Source organism: Tardiphaga sp. vice304, from assembly GCF_007018905.1.
GTDB lineage: Bacteria > Pseudomonadota > Alphaproteobacteria > Rhizobiales > Xanthobacteraceae > Tardiphaga.
Genome location: NZ_CP041402.1, coordinates 4,133,790 through 4,156,944, shown reverse-complemented (window position 1 = coordinate 4,156,944; position 23,155 = coordinate 4,133,790). Strand labels below are relative to the sequence as shown.

At 64.2% G+C, this 23,155-nt stretch carries 25 protein-coding genes and 1 pseudogene; 12 read left to right on the top strand and 14 right to left on the bottom strand.

The features are described 5' to 3' along the window. Positions 1-52 precede the first annotated feature (52 nt). From FNL56_RS19785 to FNL56_RS19770, 4 genes are all read left to right on the top strand, one after another. Complete coding sequence (locus FNL56_RS19785; RefSeq protein ID WP_143574679.1) at positions 53-1,645, top strand: flagellin N-terminal helical domain-containing protein; 1,593 nt, start codon at positions 53-55, stop codon at positions 1,643-1,645. 200 nt (positions 1,646-1,845) lie between these two features. Then, complete coding sequence (flbT, locus tag FNL56_RS19780) at positions 1,846-2,223, top strand: flagellar biosynthesis repressor FlbT (protein WP_143574678.1); 378 nt, start codon at positions 1,846-1,848, stop codon at positions 2,221-2,223. A gap of 3 nt (positions 2,224-2,226) precedes the next feature. Then, positions 2,227-2,592: a flagellar biosynthesis regulator FlaF gene (gene flaF, locus FNL56_RS19775; protein WP_143574677.1), complete on the top strand. Its 366-nt coding sequence runs from the start codon at positions 2,227-2,229 to the stop codon at positions 2,590-2,592. A gap of 111 nt (positions 2,593-2,703) precedes the next feature. After that, positions 2,704-3,060 (top strand): hypothetical protein, encoded by a 357-nt coding sequence (locus FNL56_RS19770; RefSeq protein ID WP_143574676.1) that lies wholly within the window; start codon positions 2,704-2,706, stop codon positions 3,058-3,060. A 9-nt stretch (positions 3,061-3,069) separates the two neighbouring features. Here the strand turns inward: FNL56_RS19770 and FNL56_RS19765 are convergent, their stop codons facing one another. The 4 genes from FNL56_RS19765 to FNL56_RS19750 all read right to left on the bottom strand — a co-directional run bounded on the left by FNL56_RS19765 (position 3,070) and on the right by FNL56_RS19750 (position 5,585). Continuing rightward, positions 3,070-3,441: a hypothetical protein gene (locus FNL56_RS19765; RefSeq protein WP_143574675.1), complete on the bottom strand. Its 372-nt coding sequence runs from the start codon at positions 3,439-3,441 to the stop codon at positions 3,070-3,072. Between the two features lie 149 nt (positions 3,442-3,590). Further along, entirely contained in the window at positions 3,591-4,091 is a 501-nt protein-coding gene (locus FNL56_RS19760) for a hypothetical protein (protein WP_143574674.1), read from the bottom strand. Positions 4,092-4,116: 25 nt separating this feature from the next. Further along, entirely contained in the window at positions 4,117-4,461 is a 345-nt protein-coding gene (flgJ, locus tag FNL56_RS19755) for a flagellar assembly peptidoglycan hydrolase FlgJ (RefSeq protein ID WP_143574673.1), read from the bottom strand. Then, complete coding sequence (locus FNL56_RS19750) at positions 4,461-5,585, bottom strand: flagellar basal body P-ring protein FlgI (protein WP_143574672.1); 1,125 nt, start codon at positions 5,583-5,585, stop codon at positions 4,461-4,463. Before FNL56_RS19750 ends, flgJ begins: the two co-directional genes overlap by 1 nt. Positions 5,586-5,912: 327 nt before the next feature. Between FNL56_RS19750 and FNL56_RS19745 the strand changes: the two genes are divergently transcribed. Together FNL56_RS19745 and dksA are read left to right on the top strand one after the other, a co-directional pair. Further along, positions 5,913-6,323, top strand: coding sequence for a flagellar assembly protein FliX (locus FNL56_RS19745; protein ID WP_143574671.1), 411 nt, complete (start codon positions 5,913-5,915; stop codon positions 6,321-6,323). A 210-nt stretch (positions 6,324-6,533) separates the two neighbouring features. Next, complete coding sequence (gene dksA / locus FNL56_RS19740) at positions 6,534-6,899, top strand: RNA polymerase-binding protein DksA (protein WP_246660730.1); 366 nt, start codon at positions 6,534-6,536, stop codon at positions 6,897-6,899. Positions 6,900-6,975: 76 nt separating this feature from the next. Here the strand turns inward: dksA and FNL56_RS19735 are convergent, their stop codons facing one another. Both FNL56_RS19735 and FNL56_RS27820 read right to left on the bottom strand, forming a co-directional pair. Further along, positions 6,976-7,533 (bottom strand): disulfide bond formation protein B, encoded by a 558-nt coding sequence (locus tag FNL56_RS19735; protein WP_143578135.1) that lies wholly within the window; start codon positions 7,531-7,533, stop codon positions 6,976-6,978. Then, positions 7,533-7,691 (bottom strand): DUF5993 family protein, encoded by a 159-nt coding sequence (locus FNL56_RS27820; RefSeq protein ID WP_168202975.1) that lies wholly within the window; start codon positions 7,689-7,691, stop codon positions 7,533-7,535. Before FNL56_RS27820 ends, FNL56_RS19735 begins: the two co-directional genes overlap by 1 nt. 23 nt (positions 7,692-7,714) lie before the next feature. Between FNL56_RS27820 and FNL56_RS27815 the strand changes: the two genes are divergently transcribed. Beyond that, complete coding sequence (locus FNL56_RS27815; protein WP_168202974.1) at positions 7,715-7,852, top strand: hypothetical protein; 138 nt, start codon at positions 7,715-7,717, stop codon at positions 7,850-7,852. Here FNL56_RS27815 and FNL56_RS19730 read toward each other — a convergent pair. Then, positions 7,849-8,838 carry a DUF808 domain-containing protein gene (locus tag FNL56_RS19730; RefSeq protein WP_143574668.1) on the bottom strand — a complete coding sequence of 330 codons (990 nt, stop codon included), beginning with the start codon at positions 8,836-8,838 and terminating at the stop codon, positions 7,849-7,851. The two genes, FNL56_RS27815 and FNL56_RS19730, sit on opposite strands and share 4 nt — an antisense overlap. 242 nt (positions 8,839-9,080) lie before the next feature. Between FNL56_RS19730 and FNL56_RS19725 the strand changes: the two genes are divergently transcribed. From FNL56_RS19725 to uraD, 3 genes are read left to right on the top strand one after another with little or no spacing between them, the layout of a single operon-like run. Next, on the top strand, positions 9,081-9,494 hold the full coding sequence (locus FNL56_RS19725) for a DUF3830 family protein (RefSeq protein WP_143574667.1): 414 nt from the start codon (positions 9,081-9,083) through the stop codon (positions 9,492-9,494). Beyond that, positions 9,494-10,426, top strand: coding sequence for an allantoinase PuuE (gene puuE, locus FNL56_RS19720; protein WP_168202973.1), 933 nt, complete (start codon positions 9,494-9,496; stop codon positions 10,424-10,426). The genes FNL56_RS19725 and puuE overlap by 1 nt, the downstream gene beginning before the upstream one ends. A gap of 4 nt (positions 10,427-10,430) precedes the next feature. After that, a complete protein-coding gene (gene uraD / locus FNL56_RS19715; RefSeq protein ID WP_143574665.1) occupies positions 10,431-11,318 on the top strand; it encodes a 2-oxo-4-hydroxy-4-carboxy-5-ureidoimidazoline decarboxylase in 888 nt (295 codons plus the stop codon). A 20-nt stretch (positions 11,319-11,338) separates the two neighbouring features. Here uraD and FNL56_RS19710 read toward each other — a convergent pair. Continuing rightward, positions 11,339-12,174, bottom strand: a pseudogene (locus tag FNL56_RS19710) (solute carrier family 23 protein); the annotation flags it as partial. Between the two features lie 117 nt (positions 12,175-12,291). Between FNL56_RS19710 and pucL the strand changes: the two are divergent. Then, on the top strand, positions 12,292-13,128 hold the full coding sequence (gene pucL / locus FNL56_RS19705) for a factor-independent urate hydroxylase (RefSeq protein WP_143574664.1): 837 nt from the start codon (positions 12,292-12,294) through the stop codon (positions 13,126-13,128). A 171-nt stretch (positions 13,129-13,299) separates the two neighbouring features. On the opposite strand, the gene FNL56_RS19700 is transcribed toward pucL, so the two are convergent. Beyond that, positions 13,300-15,906: a molybdopterin-dependent oxidoreductase gene (locus FNL56_RS19700; RefSeq protein ID WP_143574663.1), complete on the bottom strand. Its 2,607-nt coding sequence runs from the start codon at positions 15,904-15,906 to the stop codon at positions 13,300-13,302. Then, positions 15,903-16,721, bottom strand: a complete 819-nt coding sequence (locus FNL56_RS19695; RefSeq protein WP_143574662.1) for an FAD binding domain-containing protein — start codon at positions 16,719-16,721, stop codon at positions 15,903-15,905. Before FNL56_RS19695 ends, FNL56_RS19700 begins: the two co-directional genes overlap by 4 nt. A 165-nt stretch (positions 16,722-16,886) precedes the next feature. On the opposite strand from FNL56_RS19695, the gene FNL56_RS19690 reads away from it, so the two are divergent. Continuing rightward, positions 16,887-18,227, top strand: a complete 1,341-nt coding sequence (locus FNL56_RS19690; protein WP_143574661.1) for an 8-oxoguanine deaminase — start codon at positions 16,887-16,889, stop codon at positions 18,225-18,227. Positions 18,228-18,440: 213 nt separating this feature from the next. On the opposite strand, the gene FNL56_RS19685 is transcribed toward FNL56_RS19690, so the two are convergent. The 4 genes from FNL56_RS19685 to FNL56_RS19670 all read right to left on the bottom strand — a co-directional run bounded on the left by FNL56_RS19685 (position 18,441) and on the right by FNL56_RS19670 (position 23,140). Next, positions 18,441-19,520 (bottom strand): BMP family ABC transporter substrate-binding protein, encoded by a 1,080-nt coding sequence (locus FNL56_RS19685; protein ID WP_143582251.1) that lies wholly within the window; start codon positions 19,518-19,520, stop codon positions 18,441-18,443. Between the two features lie 69 nt (positions 19,521-19,589). Continuing rightward, complete coding sequence (locus FNL56_RS19680) at positions 19,590-20,507, bottom strand: ABC transporter permease (RefSeq protein ID WP_143574659.1); 918 nt, start codon at positions 20,505-20,507, stop codon at positions 19,590-19,592. Then, the gene (locus FNL56_RS19675; RefSeq protein WP_143574658.1) at positions 20,494-21,585 is read right to left on the bottom strand and encodes an ABC transporter permease; all 1,092 of its coding nucleotides are present in this window, start codon (positions 21,583-21,585) and stop codon (positions 20,494-20,496) included. The genes FNL56_RS19680 and FNL56_RS19675 overlap by 14 nt, the downstream gene beginning before the upstream one ends. Further along, a complete protein-coding gene (locus FNL56_RS19670) occupies positions 21,569-23,140 on the bottom strand; it encodes an ABC transporter ATP-binding protein (RefSeq protein ID WP_143574657.1) in 1,572 nt (523 codons plus the stop codon). Before FNL56_RS19670 ends, FNL56_RS19675 begins: the two co-directional genes overlap by 17 nt. Between the last annotated feature and the right edge of the window lie 15 nt (positions 23,141-23,155).

Genomic DNA, 23,155 nt, shown 5'->3' with positions numbered 1-23,155 from the left:
AGCGTCGCGCGACTGAAGGTCGACGTGCCGCGAGGATCAGGAAGGTTACAACATGTCAGGCATCGTTCTCTCGGCGTCCGTTCGTCAGAATTTGCTCGCGTTGCAAAACACGGCAGAACTGTTGTCGACCACCCAGAACCGGCTATCGACGGGCAAGAAGGTCAACAGCGCCCTCGACAATCCCACGAATTTCTTCACCGCAGCCGCGCTCGACAGCCGCTCCGGTGACATCAACAATCTGCTCGACGGTATCGGCAACGGCGTCCAGGTGCTGCAGGCGGCCAACACCGGCATCACCTCGCTGCAGAAGCTGGTAGATACCGCCAAGTCGATCGCAAACCAGACGCTGCAGATTCCGGTCGGCTATGGCGCCAAGTCGACCATCACGACGCCGATCAATCCCGGCGCGACGGCTGACAACATTCTGGGAACGTCCGCCAAGCTCGACAACACCTATGTCGGCACCGCCGCCAACAACAAGCTAACGGTGCCCGCCGCCATCACCGGTGCGACGCTGCTGTCCGGGGGCGCCAACACCGACTCGGTCGCGAACAGCTTTGCAGCGGGCGATACCATCACCGTGAACGGCCAGAGCCTGACTTTCAAGGCTTCGGCGGCCTCGGGCAACAATGAGATCAACATCACCGACAGCGTTACCACGCTGCTGGCAAAGATCGATACGCTGTCGGGCGGCACCGGCTCGGGCGTCACTGCCGGCGCCATCACGTTGCACACCGGTACGGCGTCGGATTTGACGATCACGAGTTCGAATACAACCGCGCTGGCCGGGCTTGGACTGGGCACGTCGGTGTCCCGCGCACGAACCGCAGGCCCGACCGCGCTCGGCGGGCCGCCGGCGCTGACGCTGTCGATCGCGGCAACCAACTCGTCCAGTGTGGCGAGCAACATCACGTTCGGCACCGCCAGCGGCCAGGTCTCGACGCTCGCGCAGCTCAACGCCGCGCTGGCCCCGAACAACCTGCAGGCTGTCATCGATCCGACCGGCTACATGACCATCACCACGTCGAACGATGCGGCGTCATCGACGATCGGCGCCATCACCGGCACCGCCGCCGGCGTCGGCAAGCTGTTCAACGGCCTCGCCGGGTCCGCGCCGGTGACCGACTATGCCTCGCAGACTTCGCGCGCCAATCTGGTCGCGCAGTACAACAACATCATCGATCAGATCACCACGACCTCGCAGGACGCCTCGTTCAACGGCATCAACCTGCTGGCGGGCGATCAGCTCAAGCTGGTGTTCAACGAGACCGGCAAATCGACGCTGAACATCGCCGGCACCACGCTGACGCCGGCCGGCCTCGGCCTGCGCGCGATGACCAAGGGCACCGACTTCCTCGACAACACCTCGGCCAACAGCACGCTCAACGCGCTGAACATCGCCAGCAGCGTGCTGCGCTCGCAGGCCTCGGCACTCGGCTCCAACCTGTCGATCGTGCAGATCCGTCAGGACTTTGCCAAGAACCTGATCAACGTGCTCGGCACCGGCTCGTCGAACCTGACGCTGGCCGACACCAATGAGGAAGCGGCCAACAGCCAGGCGCTGTCGACGCGGCAGTCGATCGCGACCTCCGCGCTGGCGCTTGCCAACACCGCGCAACAGGGCGTGCTGCAGCTGCTGCGGTAACGCAAGACGTGCCGCGACAGGCGCGCGCCGCATAGAGGCTCGCCGTCGTCGCGCGGCGGGCACGCGCGGCACCACCGTCTTCCACTTTTGGCTTCAACTGTACGTCTGATCGATGGTACAAGGATGCACCGCCGTGCGGTGCCCATCATCGATCCGCCGTGCTTCGAATCCCGGAGGTCGCGCGGGAGAAGGAGACCGGAATGCCCTTGCGAGTCGAACTGAAACCATTCGAACGAATTGTCATCGGGCAAAGCGTCATTACCAATTCGGATACCCGCACCGCATTCCTGATCGATGGCGATGCGCCGATCCTGCGCGAGAAGGATATCCTCACGCCGGAGACGGCGAATACGCCGGTGAAGCGGATCTATCTCTGCGTTCAGATGATGTATCTAGAGAACGACATCCCGAAGTACCAGGATCTTTATTTTGGTTTCATCGGCGAATTGATCGAGGCGGTTCCGAGCTTTCGCGAGCAAATCGAGGAAGTGAGTAAGCTAATTTTAAGTGGCGCTCTTTACAAGGCTCTTAGAGAATTGCGCGGGCTTATGAAGCGCGAAGACGACCTCCTGAGGTAATTCATGTCGACAGGTGCCAACGCCTACGCTCGTACCGCCCAGACCACAGCTTCTCCCCGGGACATCGAGGCGCAGGCGCTGCTGATGGCGGCACGCAAGCTTCAGGAAGTCATGGCCAACTGGGCCACGACCGACGAGGGTCTCGACGACGCCCTGATGTTCAACCGCAAGCTCTGGTCGATCTTTCTCGGCGAAGCGATGGATAACGCCAGCCCGCAATCGGTCGAGGTTCGCCAGAACATCGCCAACATCGGCATCTTCGTCCTCAGCCAATGCGCCGCCCTCAAGGTGAAGCGCGAGGTCGAGAGCCTGCAGCCACTGATCGACATCAACCGCAATATCGCCGCCGGCCTCAGCGGTCGCGGCTAACTCTCGCGCCACGCACGACAGATGAACCGACCGTTAACGGTCCGTATTGCTTAGTGTGTGCTGGTATTTCTTGCGACGATTTCGATCGTTGCGCATCGGCAGGACAACGCGATGGCCGACATCATGAGCATCCTCTCCGCGGGCTACAAGACGGCCGTGCCGACGACGACCGGCAAATACGTCGCCGTCGATCCCGACAAGTTCAAGGGAAGCTGGGAAGGCACCTACGCCAATAAGAAGACCTTCAAGGTCGATGTGCTGCAGGTCGACGGGTTTCGCGCTCAGGTGAAATATAGCAGCGCCGGAACGGTCAAATTTCAGCAGGTGCTGATCAAGGACAATGCGTTCCGGATCGGTGATACGAAGGTTCAGGTGACGGGCACCAACAAGGCGACTATCAAGAACGCCGTGACGGATCCGGTGACCGGCAGCACCTTCCTCGATACGGCTTACGCCAAGCGAAGCTAGGCCGGCGCTTCACGCCGTGCGATCGGTCTCGATCCGCCGGTCCTGCTGTTTGGAATCCATCTCGCGCAGATAGGCGCGAGCGCGCAGTCGGGACTGTTCCGGGTACTGGTTGATGACCTGGTTGGTCGTCTTGTCGATCGACACGAAAACGATCGCTGCAGCGTCTTTGTCGATGATGACGCCTTGCGAGATTCGATTGCTGTCGACCTGCCGGTTGCTGCTCGGAGACACTCCGGGACGCGGTAAAGCATCCGATGCGCCGACGGTCCTGTCCGGCGGGAGTTCGGTAGGCACGGCTGCGCGTACCGCCTCGGGAGCAGGTCTAACCAGCGGCGCTGCCACCGGCGCCCCCGCCGGTTTGATGCTAAAGTCGGTACCCATGTCAGCCCTCCTGGCCTCAATAGATCAATCCCGACCCCTATCCCAGCGGGCAGTATGTAGCAATCACGTAAATCGAGCGATGCTGAAATCCAGAAGATTTTAGTCAGTATAAAGGTATTCCGGCATCCATAAGGTGTTCTTTTTCGATACTACATGGTGCGGTTGACGACGATCGGCGTGCGGTTGACGCGGCCCGGTTGCGCGTTGCGGCCCATGGCCGTGTAGGTCTGCGGAATGTTGCGCTTCTGGATTTCGGTGTTGACGCCGCGCACGATTCCTTCCGACACGGCATGCGCGGTGGCCAGCACGGTGAGATTGACCTGCAGCATGGCCCGGAACACGTCATGGTGGCGATGCAGCGCCGACAACAGATCGGGCGTGGTCTGCGCCAGGTATTTCTGGCTCGCCTTCAGCAGCGTGATCATGGCGATGTAGCGTCGCGAAAGCTCGTTCTTGTTCTGCTCGAGCTTCAGGGCCTCGCGCACCTTGCCGGCACGCACCAGCTCGGTCTCGCGCTCGATCACGGCGAGCAGGGCGTTCATCACTTCCATCATCGCTTCGGCAAGCTTGCGGGCCTCGGCGGGGGTCGCTGCCGGCGGCGGCGGTGCGGCGATGGCGACGGGTTCGGGCTGGCGTTGGGCGTTGTTCATGGCGGTGTCCTTCGGCGTTCCTGGATCAGGCGGCGCGGTTGGCTTGCTGCAGGATGAGGGTGCGGAACACGTCGTTGGAAATGCCGACGCCGCCGGCCTTGGCGAAATTTTTCGAATATTGCTCGGTCAGCATCGAGCGCCACGGGCCGGTGCCGGCCGTGTTGCCGAACGGGCCGTCGGCCTTGATGCCCGATGTCATCTGCGAAAACATCGAATTCAGGAACATCGCCTCGAAATCCTGCGCCTGCGCCTTGGCCTTCTTCTGCACCTCCGGCGATACTTTCGTCAGCGCGTCGGTGAGCGTCAGGTCAGGCCGGCCATTGATGGTCGGATGCGCGGTCGTGTAGGGGCTGAAGTTGTTGGCGAGCATCACATCACCTCGATGTCGGCCTGGATCGCGCCGGCGGCCTTGATGGCCTGCAGGATGCCGATCAGGTCGCGGGGACCGATGCCGAGGCCGTTGAGGCCGTCGACGAGTTGCTGCAGCGACACGCCGTCCTTGACCAGCGCCAGCTTCTTGCCGTCCTCGCTGACGCCGACGCGGGTGCTCGGGGTTGTGACGGTGCGGCCGTTCGACAGCGGCGCGGGCTGGCTGACATTGGCGCCTTCCGAGATCGTCACGGTGAGGTTGCCCTGTGCCACCGCCACGGTGGCGACCCGGACGTCGCGGCCCATCACGATGATCCCGGAGCGCTCGTCGATGATGATCTTGGCGGCCAGATCCGGATCGACCTGCAACTGCTCGATCTCGGTCAGCATGGCGACGACGTTGCCCTTGAATTCCGGCGGGATGGTCAACTGCACGGTCGAGGGATCGATCGGCTCGGCGCTCTTGGAGCCAAGAAAATCGTTGACGGCGGCGGCGATCCGCTTGGCGGTGGTGAAGTCAGGGTTGCGCAGCGCCAGCCGCACTGTGGGCAGGCGGTTCAGCGCGAATTCGATCTCGCGTTCGATGATGGCGCCGTTGGCGATGCGGCCGACGGTCGGCACACCGCGGGTGACGGAGGCGGCGGCGCCTTCGGCGGCAAAGCCGCCGATCGCGACCGAGCCCTGGCCGACCGCGTAGACATTGCCGTCGGCGCCGAGCAGGGGGGTGACGAGCAGGGTGCCGCCCATCAGGTTCTTGGCGTCGCCGAGGGCGGAGACGGTGACGTCCATCCTTGTACCCTGGGTGCCGAAGGCGGGCAGGTTGCCGGTGACCATCACGGCGGCGACGTTGCCGGTGCGGATGGTGGCGCCGCGGATGTTGACGCCCATGCGCTCCAGCATCGCCTGCAGCGACTGCTTGGTGAACGGGATGTTGTTGAGGGTGTCCCCGGTGCCGTTGAGGCCGACGACCAGGCCGTAGCCGATCAGCTGGTTCTGGCGGACGCCTTCGATATTGGCGAGATCCTTGATCCGCGAGGTCGCCCCCGCCGAGCCGACGGCCAGCGCCAGCGCAAGAAGCGCCGAAACGGCTGTCCAACAGAATCGCACCGAACGTAAGATAGGCATCCTCTGCTCCCCGCTGAGGTTTGGGCCGGACCTGTCGCCACTCCCATGACGACGATCCAGCATTAACTATGCGAGCGCCGTGCCAGTCCCTCGGGAGTGGTCAAGCGATTGATAATGCTGATTATTAGCTGAATTGGCGCGTGCGTTCGGCCGTCTGGGCCGCGGCGAAACTGCCGCCGACGGCAGATTTTGCCGGGTCGTTCATGATTGATTAACCATAAAAGACGACCTTTCCGGAGCGGGTTCCGTTTACGCTGCCGAGTCATGATCCCGGCGTGCAAACCGCTCCGCGCGGCCAACCCGGCCTTTCATTCGCTGGATATGTCGATGCGCATTTATGGTCCGAACGGCACCACCCTGGGTTCGCCTTCGTCGAGCACGAAGCGCACCGGCTCGACCGGATTCTCGCTGCCTGATACGGCGGCGGCGTCCGAGACCCGCCCCGCCGTGGCGCCGCGTCCGGCCAACAGCCTTGATGCGCTTTTGGCCATGCAGGGCGTCGAGGACGCCACCGAGCGGCGCAAAAAGTCGGTCGCCCGCGGTCGCGGCGCGCTGGATGTGCTCGACGAACTGAAACTCGCCATGCTCACCGGTTCGTTCGACGCCAATACCGTCGCCAGGCTTCGCGCCGCGGCGGCGGACCTCAAGACATCGTCCGGCGATGCCGGACTTGATTCGGTGCTGTCAGAGATCGAACTACGGGTCGAGGTCGAACTCGCCAAGGCCGGCCAGGTCTGATCGGCGGCACGCCTAAAGTAGCAGGCGCTTGCGTGGTTCCCTCCCGGAAAGCGGGGGCGGACGGTAAATAGGTGCTCCGGACGATATTGTCTGTCACATGGCGGAGCTATATAAGCTGCGGCGCGGCAGATCCTTTCCGCCGCCTAGCACGGAAATGGATTGGCCTTGGACAAGTTGAAAAGCTATCGCCCCTCCGAAAAAGAGCCCTTCATGAATGATCGGCAGCGCGAATATTTTCGCGGCAAGCTGCTGGCCTGGAAGGAAGAGATTCTGCGTGAGTCGCGCGTGACCCTGCAGACGCTGCAGGAAGAAAACGTCAATCACCCAGACCTCGCGGACCGTGCCTCCTCGGAGACCGACCGCGCCATCGAGCTCCGCGCCCGCGATCGCCAGCGCAAGCTGATCTCCAAGATCGATGCTGCGATGCAGCGGATCGACGATAATACCTACGGCTATTGCGAGGAGACCGGCGAGCCGATCTCGCTGAAGCGCCTCGAGGCCCGCCCGATCGCCACGCTGTCGGTCGAAGCGCAGGAGCGCCACGAGAAGCGCGAAAAGGTCTATCGCGACGAATAGTTTTCTTTCTTCAACGGCCGCCCATCGGGCGGCCGTTTTTCGTTGGGCCGGCCGTCGTGGCGGAGCGCGACGTCGCTCAGGTGGCGCGTTTCAGCAACTCATACACCACCGGATTGTCGGCACAGCTCTTGAACCCGCATTCGAGCAGGGTGGAGAGGACATTCGCGGCGGTCAGCGCGATCACCAGCCAGACCGCCACGGTCGCGAAACGGCCGGTCGAGGGCGGCGAAGCGTCATGCGCGAATTGTCGGTCGGACAGCAGGATGGTGGCCAATAGCGCAATGGCCAGACCGAACCCGATGAAGGCCCACGTGTAATAGTGATAACCGAGCAATGCCGTGCCGTAGCCGGCGTCGCCGGGCAGGATGTGCAGCAAGATCTGGCGGCCCGAGACGACGGCGCCGATCACCGCGGCGAGCATCGACAGGGCGTAATGACTGGTTCGCAGGCCAAAGCGGATGTTGAGGATCGGACCCACGGCGAGCAGCGCGATCATCACGCGCTGCAGCAGGCAGAGCGGGCAAGGCAGCTCGTGCAACACCAGTTGCGCAGCGAACGCCCCTGCCAGCATCAGCGCCACGCCATAGAGGCTCAGGACATTGAGGGCGACGGCGCGGGCGGGTGTAAGCTGCATCAGAATGACAGTTTCAGGACATCGGTCGCATGATGGAGATAGACCGCACCACAGGCGATCAGCACGGCGCCAAACAGCGGCAGCGCCACGGCACGAGCGCCACGCCACGCAGCCAGCATGACGACGGTAATGGCGAGAAACAGCGCGGTGAATTCCATGATGGCTCCAGGTAACAATCTTTATGACCGATTCGCGCCGCTTGCTGTGCGGCTATGAAGCCGCAAGCGGCCGCTGCAACGGCGTCGCGCTCGATGCGCGACGGCGAGCCGTTTCGATCCGGATGTGCGGAATCGTGTCGGGGGCAGCGCAGGCGATCTAGTGACCCGGCTTCGCGGCCTTGCCGCGCAGCCGGCTCCACACCGGTGCGATGACATAGTTGGCGACCGGGATAAGGGCGGTGCCGAGCAGCAGGCCCACTACGCCCGAGCCCGCCGCGGTAACGATCCAGTGGACCGCTGCCGACGCGGCAGGTACCGCTGCCGCTGCAGGGGCCGCGAGCCCTTTGATGACATGCTCGATCTGCGGCAGGCCGTATTCCATGAGGCCGTGGACGATGATGCCGCCACCGACCCAGATCATCGCGGCGGTGCCGACCACGCCCAGCGCGCGCAGGAAGTAGGGCATGCCAAGCACAAGCGCGCGGCCGAAGCCGGCCTTGGCGAGGCTCCAGGCCGACGCCTTGTCGCTCTTGGCCAGCGCCAGGCCGACGTCATCGGCTTTAACGATCAGCGCGACGCCGCCATAGACAACCAGCGTGATGCCGATGCCGACGAGGGCGAGGACCACGGCGCGGGTCAGGAACGGTCCGGCGGGAATCGCCGCCAGCGTGATCGCCATGATCTCCGCCGACAGGATGAAATCGGTCTTGATGGCGCCGGCCACCTTGTCGTCCTCCATCGTCTTGGGATCGATCGCCAGCGTCCGCACCTCGCCGGCAGGCGCCTCGTGCGGCATCACGGCTTCGACCACCTTCTCGGCGCCCTCGAAGCACAGATAGGCGCCGCCGAGCATCAGCAGGGGCGTGATCGCCCATGGCGCGAACAGGCTCATCAAGAGGGCGGCGGGCAGCAGGAACAGCAGCTTGTTACGTAGCGAGCCGATCGCGATTTTCTTCACGATCGGCAATTCGCGTGAGGCATCGAAACCGGTGACATAGCGCGGCGTCACCGCGGCGTCGTCGATTACCACGCCGGCCGCCTTGGCGCCGGCCTTGGCAGCCTGGCCGGCGATGTCGTCCACCGAGGCCGCCGCCACTTTGGCAAGGCCTGCGATGTCATCGAGGAGGGCGATCAGTCCAATGCTCATGGAAACCTCTGGCTGGGATCGTCCGCAACATGCATCGAGCGCCCGCTATCAAACGCCTTAGCTCGCGACCTGTTCAATGAAAACCGCGGAGGCCGGCCAAGTTGTCGCAACCGCGGGCTCGGTCCGGCGCTGCCGCCGCTCTCGGCGGGGCGGCCCCATGTGCTGGAATGAGGCTTGCTTCTTGCCCGGCGGGCTGCAATCTGGCTGCCTCATTCCCTGCCACTCCCAAGAGATCATCCCCTATGAGCCAGCTCCTTGTCCACGTCGGCGCCTTCACCTTCAACGCCAAATTCGAGGAGGAACTGGCGCCGAAAACCGTCGCCGCCTTCAAGAAGGCGATGCCGTTCGTCAGCCAGGCGATCCACGTGCGCTGGAGCGGCGAGGGCGTCTGGATGCCGCTCGGCGACCTCGATTTCGGCGTCGGCTACGAAAATCACACCAGCTACCCCGCGCCCGGCCATATCATCCTGTATCCCGGCGGCATCAGCGAGACCGAGATCCTGCTCGCCTATAGCGGCGTGCACTTCGCCAGCAAGATGGGCCAGCTCGCCGGCAACCATTTCATCACCTTGACCTCCAACCTCGATAAACTCCCGGAAATGGGCAAGACCGTGCTGTGGAAGGGCGCGCAGGACGTGCGTTTCGAGCTGGTGTGATGACCACGGAATACCCCCGCGATCTGCGCGGCTACGGCCGCAATCCGCCCGATCCGAAATGGCCGGGCGGCGCCCGCATCGCCGTGCAGTTCGTGGTCAATTTCGAGGAAGGCGGCGAGAACAACATCCTGCACGGTGACCCTGCCTCGGAGGCGTTTTTGTCCGACGTGCTCGGCGCGCAGCCATGGCCGGGGCAGCGCCACGCCAATATCGAATCGATGTTCGAATATGGCTCGCGCGCCGGCTTCTGGCGGCTGTGGCGGATGTTCGGCGAGCGCAAGCTGCCGACCACGGTGTTCGGCGTCGCCACCGCACTTCTGCGCAATCCCGAGATCGTCGCGGCGATGCAGGAGTCGCACTGGGACATCGCCAGCCACAGCCTGAAGTGGATCGAGCACAGGAATATGTCCGAGGTCGAGGAACGGCACGAGATTGCCGAGGCGATCCGGGTGCACAGGCAGGCCACCGGCGCCGCGCCGCTCGGCTGGTACACCGGGCGCGGCTCGATCAACACCATGCGCCTGCTGATGGAAGCCGGCGGGCTGAAGTATCTCTGCGATTCCTATGCCGACGACCTGCCGTACTGGATCAAGGGACCGAACGAGCCGCATCTGGTGATCCCGTACAGTCTCGACGCCAATGACATGCGCTTCATCAACCCGCAGGGCTTTGGCGGCGGCGACGAGTTCTACACCTACCTGAAGGACTCGTTCGACGTCTTGTACGCCGAAGGCCAGACCTCGCCGAAGATGATGACCGTGGGCCTGCATTGCCGCGTCGTTGGTCGGCCGGGCCGTGCGGCGTCGCTGGCGCGGTTTCTCGATTACATCATGAGTCACGACAAGGTCTGGGTGCCGACGCGCCTTGATATCGCCGAGCACTGGCACACCCATCTGAAACATCTCGCCGCGGACGCCCGCGCCATCGGATAACACCATGACCGAGACAACGCTCGCCGAGCTGAACACCTGCAGCAAGCCGGATTTCGTCGCGGCGCTGGCGAATATCTTTGAGTACTCGCCGTGGATAGCCGAAAAGGCAGCGGAGCGTCGGCCGTTCGCCGGCGTGACCGAACTATTCGCGGCGATGCGCGAGGTGGTCGAGCAGGCCGCGCCCGGTCAGCGGCTGGCTCTGATCAAGGCGCATCCCGATCTTGCCGACAAGACCAAGCAGGGCGACATGCTGACGGCGGAATCCAGCGCAGAGCAGAACAGCGTCGGGCTCGATCGCCTGTCGGAGGCGGAATATCAGGCGTTCGACCGGGTCAACAAGGCCTACCGTGAGAAATTCGGCTTTCCCTATATCGTCTGCGTGCGTCGCCACACCAAGGATTCCATCCTGCGTGATTTTGCGCGTCGGCTGCCGAACGATGCGGCGATCGAGATCGCGGCTTCGATTGCGGAGATCTGCAAGATCGCGGCGCTGCGCACCGACCTTTTGGTGTCCGGCGAGCATCCGCTGAAAGTGCATGGCCGGCTAACGACCCATGTGTTGGATACGCACAGCGGCAAGCCTGCCGCGGGAATCGCGGTCGACTTAGTCGAACTGTCCGACCTCGGCACGAGCCGCATCATCGCGCGGACCGTCACCAACCATGACGGCCGCACCGATGCGCCGCTGATCGGCGGCCGCCCGGTGCCGATCGGTCGCTATGAGCTGCGCTTCAGCACGGCGAGCTACTTTGCGGACAGGAACGTCCCGCTGTCCGATCCGCCATTCCTCGACGTTATCCCGCTGCAATTTTCGGTGTATGACCCGGAAGGCCATCTACACGTGCCGCTGCTGGTCACGCCGTGGAGCTACGGGACGTATCGGGGGAGCTGATCGCGGCGCAGTCTTTTCCCTCAATGCGTCGCTGCCGCCGCCACGCCCGCGGCTTCCGCCTCGGCCTGCTCCTTGCTGCCGATGCCGTTGAAGAAGGCGTTCAGCAGCACGGCGACCAGCGCGCACAGCAAGATGCCGGCTTCCAGCAGCGGGTGCAGGTCGTGTGGCAGGTTCTTGAAGAAGTTCGGTGCCACTAGCGGGATCAGGCCGAAGCCGACCGAGATGGCGACGATGAACAGGTTGCGCTGGTTGGTCTTGAAATCCACGGCCGTGAGGATCCGCGCGCCAGTGGCCGCCACCATGCCGAACATCACCAGACCGGCACCGCCGAGCACGACCAGCGGCACCGATTCCACCAGCGCGGCCATTTTCGGCAGCAAGCCGAGCAGCAGCATGATGACGCCGCCGGCGATGGTCACCCAGCGCGAGCGTACGCCGGTGATGCCGACCAGGCTGACGTTCTGCGAGAACGACGTGTAGGGAAAGGTGTTGAAGATGCCGCCCAGCACGGTGCCGACGCCGTCGGCGCGCAAGCCCTTGGTCAGGGCGTCACGGTCGATGGTCTTGCCGGTGATCTCGCCGAGCGCCAGGAACATGCCGAGCGATTCGATCATCACCACGATCATCACGATGCACATGGTGATCACCGGAATCACATGAAAGGTCGGCATGCCGAAGTGGAACGGCAGCACGCCAACGGCCCAAGGCGCGGTCGCCACCTTGTCGAGATGCATGACGCCGAGGGCGCTGGCGAGCACGGGCCGGCGATGATGCCGAGCAGCACCGAGACGTTGGCCAGAAAGCCGGTGCCCCATTTGATCAGTGCCAGGATCACGCACAGCACTCCTCGTGCCAGATCGGTTGCGCAACTCGCCGAGGGCTGGCACGAAGGTTGCTGGTCGCTGACCATTGCCACGGACGTGTCCATTCACGCTTAATGGCTTCGTCGCCGATTTTTCTGGAGGTTCCCCGCGTGCCGCTGATCAAGAACACATATGGCAAAGGCCGCGTCCGTGTGATGCGCGTTCACCGTGACGGCGACCGGCACGAGGTCAGCCAGCTTTCGATCAAGGCGATGATCGAGGGCGACTTCGGCCGAGCCTTTACCGACGCCGACAATTCGACCTCGACCTCCACCGACACCATCAAGAACATCGTCAACGTCACTGCGCGCGAGAATCTCGGGCTTTGCACCGAGGAATTCTGCCTGGTGCTGGCGCAGCGTTACCTGGACCTCTATCCGCAGGTCACCGGCGTCTCCGTCACGGCGCATGAAACCAAATGGAGCCGGCTGTCGATCGACGGCACGCCGCATCCGCACAGCTTCGTGCTCGACAGCAACGGCAAGCCGACCGTGGAGGTGACCGGCAATCGCGACGGGCTGGCGATCAGTTCCGGGCTCGACGGCTTCACCTTCATGAAATCGACGCAGTCGGGCTGGGAGAATTACTACACCGACAAATATTCGACGATCCAGCCGACTGACGACCGGATCTGCGCAACCTCGATGGTGGCGACGTGGAAATGGTCTGGCACGCCGGCGAGCTATGCGGCAGCCAATGCGAAAATCCTCGAGACGCTGCTCAAGGTGTTCTCGACCACCTATAGCCCGAGTGTGCAGAACAGCCTGTTTCATATGGGGGAGGCGGCGCTGGCCGCGGTGCCGGAGATCTCCGAGATCAGCATGTCATGCCCGAACATCCACTACCTCTTGATGAACCTGCAGCCATTCGGGCTGGACAACAACAACGACGTGTTCCTGCCGACCGACGAGCCGCACGGCCAGATCGAATGTACGGTGGAGCGGTAGGATCTTTCTTCCCTCTCCCCTTGTGGGAGAGGGTGGCCGCGCGCCAGCGCGGACGGGTGAGGGGTAAACACAAACTCCGAGCCCAATAACCCCTCATCCGACGCGGACTTCGTGCGCGCCACCTTCTCCCACAAGGGGAGAAGGAAGAGGCCACCTGGTTTGGCGTTCCAGCTACTTCCCATACTTCGCATGTAATGCCTGAAAGATCCTGTCCGGCTTGAACGGGACCTGGGTGAAGCGGATCCCTGTCGCATCCGCCAGCGCATTGCCCATCGCGGGCGCCACCGGATTGTACGGGCTCTCGCTCATCGACTTGGCGCCCAGCGGGCCGATCGAATCATAGGTCTGCGCGAAGTACACATCGGTGCGCGGCACGTCGGCGAACGATGGCAAATGATAGTCGCGGAATTTCGGGTTCACCACCCGGCCGCCATCGTCGATCACCATCTCCTCGTACAGCGCCGCACCGAGCGCCTGCGCGACGCCGCCTTCGATCTGGCCGCGCAGCTGCATCGGATTGGCGACGGCGCCAGCGTCCGCTGCCTGGACGCTCTTGAGAATCCTGATCTCGCCGGTGCCTTTGTTCACAGCGACGCGAAAGCCCTGGACGTTGAAGGCGACCGAGCGCGGCGTGCCGCCGGAGGTGCCATCGGCGCGGCGCGTGCCGTCGTTGGCCTGGATCGCGACGGCCAGTTTTCGCGCTGCATCCAGCGTGGCGTTTCCCGCGACAAACGTGCCGGCGCTGCCATAGGCGCCGGTGTCGTGGCCGCCATGGGCCGTGTCGGATTGCCGGAGGTGGATCTGCTCGACCGTGCAGCCCAGCGCGGTGGCGGCAATCTGGCGGTGCACGGTGGCCGTGCCGTTGCCGAATTCGGCGGTGCCCACGGTGAGGTCGAAATCGCCGTCGTCGCGGATCTCGATCGTCACGTCGGCGATATGGCCGCCGGGCGGCACGGTGTCGATCATGGTGAGCGCGATGCCGTCGCCGGTCAGCCAGTCCGACGAGAGATCGTGCGCGGTCGGTTCCTGCATGGCGTGTTCGACGAGGTCGAGGCACTGGTCGAGTCCGTAGCTGCCGTACAATACATCGGCATGCTGCGGGCCTGTCGCCGAGATCATCGGATCGCCCGGTTTGACGACGTTACGACGACGGAATTCATACGGGCTGAGGCCAAGCTGGCGCGCCAGTTCGTCGATCACCGATTCCACCGCAAACTGCGTCTGCGGCAGGCCGTAGCCGCGAAATGCGCCGGACGGCAGGGTGTTGGTGTAGGCTGCGACGCCATCGACTTTCTTGTTGTCGCACTTGTAGACGCTGATGCATTCGCTGCAGGCGTGAAACAGAACGGGGCCGGCATGGTTGCCATAGGCGCCGGTGTTGCTGAGCACATCGAGATGCAAGGCGGTCAGCTTGCCATCGGCGTCGGCGCCGGCGCGAATCCTGACGCGCATCGGATGCCGCGTGGCGGTACCGATGAACTGTTCCTCGCGGGTCAGCTCCCACTTCACCTTGCGTCCGGTCTTCAGCGCGCACAGCGCCAGAATGTCCTCGACGAACATTTCCTGTTTGCCGCCGAAGCCGCCGCCGACGCGCTCGCAGAACACCCTGATTTTTTCGGTCGGCAGATCGAACAATCCTGCCAGCGCGCGCCGCGTCAGGAACGGCACCTGCGTGCTGGAGCGGATGTTGAGCAGGCCGGTATCGTCGACCCAGGCCATGCCGCCATGGGTTTCGAGGTGGCCGTGCTGGACGCGCTGGGTGACGAAAATGTTTTCGTAGGTGACCGCGGACGCCGCCAGAGCTGCTGCGACATCGCCGACCTCGGCATGGGTCTGCGCCACGATATTGCGCGCGGACTCGGCTACGCGGTGCGCAGGCGTCTTGTCGGGATGGATCAGCGGCGCGCCGTCGGCAATCGCCAGTTCGGGATCGAACACCGCGGGCAAAATGTCGTAGACCACCTTGATGCGGCGGCAGGCCTCCTCGGCGATCGCCTCGCTGTCGGCGACGACGGCGGCGACTTTCTGGCCGATGAAGCGCACGACATGGTCGAGGATGCGAGTGTCCTCGGGGTCCACCTCGGTGACCTCGTGCCGCGCGGTCGAGAACAGTCTGGTCGGCGCGTCCTCATGCGTCAGCACGGCGTGGACGCCCGGCATGGCCAGGGCCTCGCTCGCGTCGATCGTGACGATGTTGGCATGCGGGTGTGGCGAGCGCAGGATCCTGATCTGCAAGACGTCGTCCATCGCGATATCGAAGGTGTAGCGCGCCGCGCCTTTCACCACGAGCGGACCGGCGGGCGCCGGCAGGCTGCGGCCGAAGGCGGTGCCGGGCTCGGCGTGCTCGACATAGGTCTTGCCATCAAGCGCATCCGCAATCGCGCGATAGCCGGTGCAGCGGCATAAATTGCCTTTCAGCGCGTGACCCAGGTCCTGGCGCTGCGCCTGGTTCAGCGAGACGCAGGTCATGATCATGCCCGCGGTGCAGAAGCCGCACTGGAACGCCTGCGCGTCAAGAAACGCCTGCTGCATCGGATGGGTGTCGCCGTCGGGCGCAAGGCCCTCGATGGTGGTGACGGCGTGGCCGTCGGCGCGAAACGCCGGGATCAGGCAGGAATGTACCGGCTCGCCGTCGATCAGCACCGTGCAGGCGCCGCAGTCGCCGGCATCGCAGCCCTTCTTGACGCCGTAATGGCCGAGCTCGCGCAAAAAGGTGCGCAGGCACTGGCCGGCGCGGGGCTGCTCTGTGAAGTCGTGGTCGTTGATCCGGTAGCTCATGGCGTGCCGCCGAGTTCGGCACGGATCTCTTCGGCAAAACGCAGCGTCATGTGCTTGCGCCAGGCCGGCTTGCCGTGGACATCGGTGTGATAGAGATTGTCGGGAATGGCATTCAGGATCGCTTCGTGCAGTTGCTCCGTTCGAGGCATTGTCGCGAATCCGAGCTGGACTGGCCGCACGGTCGAGCCCGTCACGGTAAGCAGCAAGCCGTTTTCCTTGACGGCGCCGATCAGCAGCGCGGCGGAGCGACCGACCGGGGTGAGCGCGATCTGCCGGAACGCGGAGCGGCGCCGCAGGGCGGCAAGCGGGATGTCGAGGCTGCGCAACAGGTCGCCCGGCGCCAGCGCATTGCGCTGGTCGCCCAAAATGAAATCGGTGACGGGCAGCCGGGTCTCGCTGCCATCGGCATTCCAGATCGTGCACTGGCCTTCGAGCGCCGCGGTCAGCGAGATCATCGGGCCGGCCGGCAGCGAGCAGCACAGATTGCCGCCGATCGTCGCCGTCTTCCAGATCTTGAACGACGCCAGAAAAGCGCGGCAGCACTGGTTGATGAGCGGCGCCGCGATCCAGTCCGGCGGGCAGGCCAGCGCATCGAGCTGGGCGACGGTGCAGGTCGCGGCGATCTGTAGATGGCTGTCGGTGATGGTCAGCGCGGGCCAGTTGAGGTCGGCAAGGTCGATCAGTCGCGTGAGATGGGCCTGCGGTTCGGAGAACAGCCAGGTGCCGCCCGCCAGCCACGCGTCGCCGGCCGTCCATTGGGGCAACTGTTCCCGCGCTTGCGGGCGCGCCACCGACGTGACCGTGTTCAGATCCATGGATAGGTTCGCGCTTTCACTTCAGGGCCGCTTTTGCACGACGTCGGCTTGATGGGCTAAGTCTTTGCAAGACCGACGCCAACTCGAGCCGATCCATTGAGTATTCTTGGCCGGACTGTGAATTGCAAGGCGGCCGGCTACGGCGCCGAGGAAGAGGACGAACGCATGACGGCGACCTGGATCAAAAACCCGCTGGCCATTCTCGCCGAGGGCGCCGAAGGCGGCCTCGTCGTCAGCGGCGGGCGAATCGTCGAAATGGTTCCGGCGGGCGGCACGCCGAAGATGCCGGGTGTCACGATGTTCGATGCCTCCGAACATGTCGTACTGCCGGGGCTGATTAACACCCACCACCATTTCTACCAGACGCTGACGCGGGCGCTGCCGGCGGCGCTCGACCGCGAACTGTTCCCATGGCTGCAGGCGCTCTATCCGGTGTGGGCACGGCTGACCCCCGAATCGCTCGAACTCGGCGTCACCGTGGCGATGACCGAATTGCTGCTGTCGGGCTGCACCACCACCACGGACCATCATTACGTCTTCCCCGCCGGGCTGGAACAATCCGTCGACATCGAGGTCGGCGTTGCGCGGAGGCTCGGCATGCGCGTGCTGCTGACGCGCGGATCGATGAACCGCTCGGTGAAGGATGGCGGGCTGCCGCCGGACAGCGTGGTGCAGGACGAAGATACGATACTGGCCGACAGCGAGCGCGTGGTGGCGAAGTTCCACGAGCGCGGCGAGGACGCCATGGTGCAGATCGCGCTGGCGCCGTGCTCGCCATTCTCGGTGACGACCTCGCTGATGCGATCGACCGCCGCGCTGGCGGAACGGCTCGACGTGCGGCTGCACACCCATCTCGGCGAGACGCAGGACGAGAACCGCTATTGCGAGGAGATCTACGGCTGCCGGCCGCTGGATTATCTCGAACAGACCGGCTGGCTCAACCATCGCACCTGGCTGGCGCATGGCATCCATTTCGATGCGCCGGAGATGGTGCGGCTCGGCAAGGCGAAGACGAGCATCAGCCATTGCTCGTGCAGCAACCAGCTATTGGCTTCGGGCGGCTGCCCGGTCTGCGAGATGGAAGATGCCGGCGTGTCGATCGGGCTCGGCGTCGACGGTTCGGCGTCGAATGATGGCTCCAATTTGATGCAGGAGGTGCGTACCGCCTTCCTGCTGCAGCGCGCCCGCTACGGCGTCGGCCGCGTCAGCCACAAGGACGCGCTGCGCTGGGCGACCAAGGGCTCGGCTGCCTGTGTCGGCCGGCCGGAACTGGGCGAGATCGCGGTCGGCAAGATGGCGGACCTCGCGTTGTTCAAGCTCGACGAGTTGCGCTTCTCCGGCCACGGCGACGCGCTGGCGGCCTTGGTGCTGTGCGGGGCGTATCGCGCGGACAGGGTAATGGTCGGCGGGGCGTGGCGGGTGATCGATGGCGCGATTCCGGGGATGGACGTGGGCGATCTAATCCGACGGCATAGTGCTGCGGCAAAGGCGATGCAGGCGGGGTAGGGGCTCTTTTTTCTTCCTTCTCCCCTTGTGGGAGAAGGTGGCACGGCCGAAGGCCGTGACGGATGAGGGGGCTTTGGCTCGGAGTTCGCTGTTACCCCTCACCCGTCTCGACCGCTACGCGGTCGATCCACCCTCTCCCACCTAGCGAAGCTTCGCTTCGCGCAGGGGAGAGGGGGGACTGCAGCTTGAGTGGCTGGTATCGAAAGTGCGCCGTTATTTCCCCGGCACCTTGTCGTCGATGCCCTTGACGTAGAAGTTCATGCCGAGCACCTGGCCGTCGGCGAGATGGTCGCCGCCCTTGCATTCCACTTCCTTGCCGTCCTGGCCCATGATCGGGCATTTGAACGGATTCAGCGTGCCGGCGACGATCGCGGCCTCGGTCTCAATCGCCAGCTTCTTTACGTCGTCGGGCATGTTGGTGTAGGGCGCCATCACTACCATTACCTCCTTCAAGCCGTGCCAGGTGTTTTCCGACTTCCAGCTGCCGTCGAGCTCGGCCTTGACGCGCTGGATGTAGTACGGCGCCCAGTTGTTCATGATCGAGGTCAATTGCGTCTTCGGGCCGAACTTGATCATTTCGGAATCCTGCCCGAAGGCCAGCTTGCCGCGCTCGGCAGCGATCTGCATCGCGGCGGGGCTGTCGGTGTGCTGCATGATCACGTCGGCGCCCTGGTCGATCAGCGCCTTGGCGGCGTCGGCTTCCTTGCCCGGGTCGAACCAGGTATTGGCCCAGATGATCTTGACCTTGATGTTCGGGTTGACGGTCTGCGCGCCCAGAATCGTGGCGTTGATGCCGGCGATAACTTCGGGGATCGGGAACGAGCCAATATAGCCGAGCGTGCCGGATTTCGACATCTTGCCGGCGATCACGCCCTGAATATAGCGACCTTCATGGAACTTGCCGGAATAGGTCGACATGTTCTTGTCGCGCTTGTAGCCGGTGGCGTGCTCGAAATGCACATTGGGATGCCGCTTGGCGACCTTCAGTGTCGGCTCCATGTAGCCGAACGACGTGGTGAAGATCAGCTTGTTGCCGGCGCGCGCGAGCTGCTCGATCGAGCGCTCGGAGTCCGGGCCCTCGCTGACGTTTTCGAGATAGGTGGTTTCGACCTTGTCGCCGAATTCCTTGATCATCGCGAGGCGGGCGAGATCATGCTGGTAGGTCCAGCCGAGATCGCCGATCGGGCCGAGATAGATGAAGCCGACCTTGAGTTTTTCGGCGGCCTGCGCGCCGTAGATGCTGGCGGCGCCGGCCAGCAGGGCGGCTGTTGCAGCAAGGATAAACTTTTTCATGCGTTTCTCCGATGACCGAGGGTTTGTTGTTGGTACGAAGTGCGCGTCCCCACCGCGCGCGCTTCGGGTTTATCGATCGGGAACGAACACCGTCCCCAAGGCTGCGGGCGCGGTCGAACCGCCGGTTCGCGCCCGTGAGATCAGAACCAGCACGATGATGGTGGCGAGATAGGGCATCGCCGACATCAATTGCGACGGCACGCCGACGCCCCAGCCCTGCGCGTGCAATTGCAGGATCGTCACCGCGCCGAACAGATAGGCGCCGATCAGCAGCCGGCCCGGCCGCCATGACGAGAACACTACCAGCGCCAGCGCGATCCAGCCGCGGCCGGCGGTCATGCCGGGAATGAAGAACGGCGTATAGGCCAGCGGCAGATAGGCGCCGGCGAGGCCCGCGCAGCCGCCGCCAAACATCACCGCATAGAGCCGGATGGTGAGCACGGGATAGCCCAGCGCATGCGCGGAGGCGTGGTTGTCGCCGGCCGCGCGCAGGATCAGCCCGGCGCGGGTGCGGTACAGGAACCACCAGACGGCGATCACCAGCAGCAGCGAGAGGTAGACGAAGGCGTCCTCGCCGAACAGGATCCGGCCGACGAAGGGGATGTCGGTGAGGCCCGGGATGTAGAGCTTGGGTGCCGGCGTGATGCGCTCGCCGACGAAGCCGGCGCCGATCAGGCCGGAGGTGCCGACGCCGAGAATGGTCAGCGCCAGCCCGGTGGCGACCTGGTTGACGGCGAGGCCCAGCGCCATCAACGCGAACACCAGCGATAGTGCGACGCCGGCGGCGATGCCGCACAGCGCGCCAATGAGGATCGAGCCCGAATACAGCGCGCCGCCGAAGCCGCAGGCCGCACCCATGATCATCATGCCCTCGACGCCGAGATTGAGCACGCCGGCGCGTTCGGTGATCAGTTCGCCGGTGGCAGCCAGCAGCAGCGGCGTCGACGCCGCCAGCACCGCCAATATGATGGCCTCAAGCAATCCCATCGGCGGCCTTTCGCTGCGGCATGACGAGCTTGATCCGGTACAGGATGAGCGAGTCACAGGCCAGCACGTAGAACAGCAGGATGCCCTGGAACACCTTGGTCATGTCGAGCGGGATCTTCATCGCAATCTGCGCCTGTTCGCCGCCGATGAAGGTCAGGGCCAGGAACAGTCCAGCAATTAATATTCCAACCGGGTTTAGTCGCCCGAGAAACGCGACGATGATCGCGGTGAAGCCGTAGCCCGGCGAGATGCCCGGCTGCAGGTGTCCGATCGGGCCGGCGACCTCGATGATCCCGGCGAGGCCGGCCAGCGCGCCGGAGATCGCGAAGGTCAGCAAGATCAGCCGGTTCGACCGGAAGCCGCCGAACCGCGCGGCGCGCGGGGCGGCGCCGACGACGCGGATCTCGAAGCCCTTGATGGTGCGGCCGAGCAGCACGGCCGCGGCGGCGACGACGACCAGCGTGATGACGACGCCGAGATGCAGTCGCCCGCCCTCGAAGATCAGCGGCACGGTGGCTACGGGGTCGAATTCAGCGGTCGTCGGGAAGTTGAAGCCATTGGGATCCCGCCACGGCCCGCGCACCAGATAATCGAGAAACAATTCGGCGACATAGACCAGCATCAGGCTGACGAGGATTTCGCTGGCGCCGAACCGCACCCTGCAGATTGCCGGGATCAGCGCATAGAGCGCGCCGGCGGCCGCGCCGATCAGCAGCATCATGGGCATCACCCAGATTCCGGCATCGGTGCCCTGCGTCTTCACCGCGAGCCAACTGCCGGCGACCGCGCCGATCAGGAGCTGGCCCTCGGCGCCGATGTTCCAGACATTGGCCAGGTAACACATCGACAGGCCGATCGCGATCATCGCCAGCGGCGCGGCTTTCACCGCGATCTCCTGCAATGAGTAGCTGTCGGTCAGTGGCGTCACAAAATACACGCCGAGCGCGGTGATCGGATTTTTGCCAAGCAGTAGAAACAGCACGCTCATTGTTACGATCGTCAGGCCGATCGCGATGACAGGCGACACCAGCGCGATGGCGGTGGATCGCTCGCTGCGCTTCTCAAGCACCAATTGCATCAACGGGCTCCTTCGGTGCAAGCGTACTGCCGCCCATCAACAGGCCGAGCATTTCGCGGCTGGCGTCCGCAGCCACCAGCGGCTCGGAGAGGCGGCCGTGGAACATCACCGCGATACGGTCGGCGATCTCGGCGAGTTCGTCGAGGTCCTGGCTGGTAACGAGAATGGCGCAGCCGGCGCCGGCGAGATCGAGCAGCGCCTGGCGGATCACCGCGGCGGCACCCGCGTCGACGCCCCAGGTCGGCTGGCTCACCACCAGCAAAACCGGATTGCGCAGGATCTCGCGGCCAACGATGAATTTCTGCAAATTGCCGCCGGACAATGATGCGGCTTCCGGATCGCGCTTGGCCTTGCGGACATCGAATGCCTCGGTCGCGCGATCGACAGCGGACAGCGTGGCGCCGATATTGATGAAGCCGAGCTGCACCATGCCGGACGCCGCATGGCCGGTGAGCAGGGCATTTTCCGAAAGCCGCATCCGCGGCGCGGTGCCGTGGCCGAGCCGCTCTTCCGGCACGAAGGCCGCGCCGAGTTGGCGCCGGCTGGTGATCGAGAGATGGCCGGCGGCGTGTCCGTCGATCACGATGGTGCCGGGGTCCTTGGTCTGCCGCTCGCCGGAGAGGGCGGCAAACAACTCGTCCTGGCCGTTGCCGGCGACGCCGGCAATCCCCAGGATTTCGCCGCCCTTCAATTCAAGTGAGATGTTCTCGAGGTACACGCCATGCGGTTCGTCGGGCGCGAGGTTGAGATCGTTGACGACCAGGCGCGGCACCGTGGTCGTGCGGCCGGCGGCGGCGCGCACCTGCTTGATCTCGGCGCCGACCATCATCCTCGCCAGTGACGCCGCGGTTTCTTCGCGCGGGTTGCAGGTGGAGATCTTCTTGCCACCGCGCAGGATGGTGGCGGTGTCGCACAGCCGCTTCACCTCGTCCAGCTTGTGACTGATGTAGAGGATCGAGCGGCCCTCCGACTTCAGACGATCCAGCACCACGAACAACTGGTCCGCTTCCTGCGGCGTCAGCACCGCGGTGGGTTCGTCCAGGATCAGGAATTTCGGGTTTTGCATCAGCACGCGGACGATCTCGATGCGCTGGCGCTCGCCGACCGAGAGTTGCCAGACCTCGCGCTTGGGATCGAGCGGCAGGCCGTAGGTGCGGGAGACCTCCTCCAGCCGCGCCGACATCGCCTTGAAGGATTCCCGGCCGTCGAGCCCGAGCGCGACGTTCTCCGCCACGGTCAGATTGTCGAACAGTGAAAAGTGCTGGAACACCATGCCGATGCCGCGGGCGCGGGCATCATGCGGACCGGTCAGCACCATCTTCTCACCCTGCCAGAGCATCTCGCCTTCGCTAGGCTGGATCAGGCCGTAGATGGTTTTCACGAATGTCGATTTGCCTGCGCCGTTCTCGCCAAGCAGCGCGTGGATCTGCTGCGGCCAGATCTCGATGTCGATCGCATCGTTGGCGAGGAAACTGCCATAGCGCTTGGTCAGACCGACGGTCTGCAGCAGCGGCGTTTGTCCGGTCCACAGATGGGAAGGCATCGGATCGAGCATGCACAACCAGGCGTT

What these genes read in the sequence shown, in the direction of transcription:
- FNL56_RS19730 (WP_143574668.1), bottom strand. Translation starts at nt 8,838, where the DNA reads ATGAGCATTGGACTGATCGCCCTCCTCGATGACATCGCAGGCCTTGCC.
- dksA (WP_246660730.1), top strand. Translation starts at nt 6,534, where the DNA reads ATGAATGATCGGCAGCGCGAATATTTTCGCGGCAAGCTGCTGGCCTGG.
- FNL56_RS19685 (WP_143582251.1), bottom strand. Translation starts at nt 19,520, where the DNA reads ATGAAAAAGTTTATCCTTGCTGCAACAGCCGCCCTGCTGGCCGGCGCC.
- flbT (WP_143574678.1), top strand. Translation starts at nt 1,846, where the DNA reads ATGCCCTTGCGAGTCGAACTGAAACCATTCGAACGAATTGTCATCGGG.
- FNL56_RS19765 (WP_143574675.1), bottom strand. Translation starts at nt 3,441, where the DNA reads ATGGGTACCGACTTTAGCATCAAACCGGCGGGGGCGCCGGTGGCAGCG.
- FNL56_RS19725 (WP_143574667.1), top strand. Translation starts at nt 9,081, where the DNA reads ATGAGCCAGCTCCTTGTCCACGTCGGCGCCTTCACCTTCAACGCCAAA.
- FNL56_RS27815 (WP_168202974.1), top strand. Translation starts at nt 7,715, where the DNA reads ATGACCGATTCGCGCCGCTTGCTGTGCGGCTATGAAGCCGCAAGCGGC.
- FNL56_RS19750 (WP_143574672.1), bottom strand. Translation starts at nt 5,585, where the DNA reads ATGCCTATCTTACGTTCGGTGCGATTCTGTTGGACAGCCGTTTCGGCG.
- FNL56_RS19680 (WP_143574659.1), bottom strand. Translation starts at nt 20,507, where the DNA reads ATGGGATTGCTTGAGGCCATCATATTGGCGGTGCTGGCGGCGTCGACG.
- flaF (WP_143574677.1), top strand. Translation starts at nt 2,227, where the DNA reads ATGTCGACAGGTGCCAACGCCTACGCTCGTACCGCCCAGACCACAGCT.
- FNL56_RS19670 (WP_143574657.1), bottom strand. Translation starts at nt 23,140, where the DNA reads ATGCTCGATCCGATGCCTTCCCATCTGTGGACCGGACAAACGCCGCTG.
- flgJ (WP_143574673.1), bottom strand. Translation starts at nt 4,461, where the DNA reads ATGCTCGCCAACAACTTCAGCCCCTACACGACCGCGCATCCGACCATC.
- FNL56_RS19770 (WP_143574676.1), top strand. Translation starts at nt 2,704, where the DNA reads ATGGCCGACATCATGAGCATCCTCTCCGCGGGCTACAAGACGGCCGTG.
- FNL56_RS19690 (WP_143574661.1), top strand. Translation starts at nt 16,887, where the DNA reads ATGACGGCGACCTGGATCAAAAACCCGCTGGCCATTCTCGCCGAGGGC.
- FNL56_RS19760 (WP_143574674.1), bottom strand. Translation starts at nt 4,091, where the DNA reads ATGAACAACGCCCAACGCCAGCCCGAACCCGTCGCCATCGCCGCACCG.
- FNL56_RS19675 (WP_143574658.1), bottom strand. Translation starts at nt 21,585, where the DNA reads ATGCAATTGGTGCTTGAGAAGCGCAGCGAGCGATCCACCGCCATCGCG.
- FNL56_RS19735 (WP_143578135.1), bottom strand. Translation starts at nt 7,533, where the DNA reads ATGCAGCTTACACCCGCCCGCGCCGTCGCCCTCAATGTCCTGAGCCTC.
- FNL56_RS19745 (WP_143574671.1), top strand. Translation starts at nt 5,913, where the DNA reads ATGCGCATTTATGGTCCGAACGGCACCACCCTGGGTTCGCCTTCGTCG.
- FNL56_RS27820 (WP_168202975.1), bottom strand. Translation starts at nt 7,691, where the DNA reads ATGGAATTCACCGCGCTGTTTCTCGCCATTACCGTCGTCATGCTGGCT.
- FNL56_RS19785 (WP_143574679.1), top strand. Translation starts at nt 53, where the DNA reads ATGTCAGGCATCGTTCTCTCGGCGTCCGTTCGTCAGAATTTGCTCGCG.
- FNL56_RS19700 (WP_143574663.1), bottom strand. Translation starts at nt 15,906, where the DNA reads ATGAGCTACCGGATCAACGACCACGACTTCACAGAGCAGCCCCGCGCC.
- uraD (WP_143574665.1), top strand. Translation starts at nt 10,431, where the DNA reads ATGACCGAGACAACGCTCGCCGAGCTGAACACCTGCAGCAAGCCGGAT.
- puuE (WP_168202973.1), top strand. Translation starts at nt 9,494, where the DNA reads ATGACCACGGAATACCCCCGCGATCTGCGCGGCTACGGCCGCAATCCG.
- FNL56_RS19695 (WP_143574662.1), bottom strand. Translation starts at nt 16,721, where the DNA reads ATGGATCTGAACACGGTCACGTCGGTGGCGCGCCCGCAAGCGCGGGAA.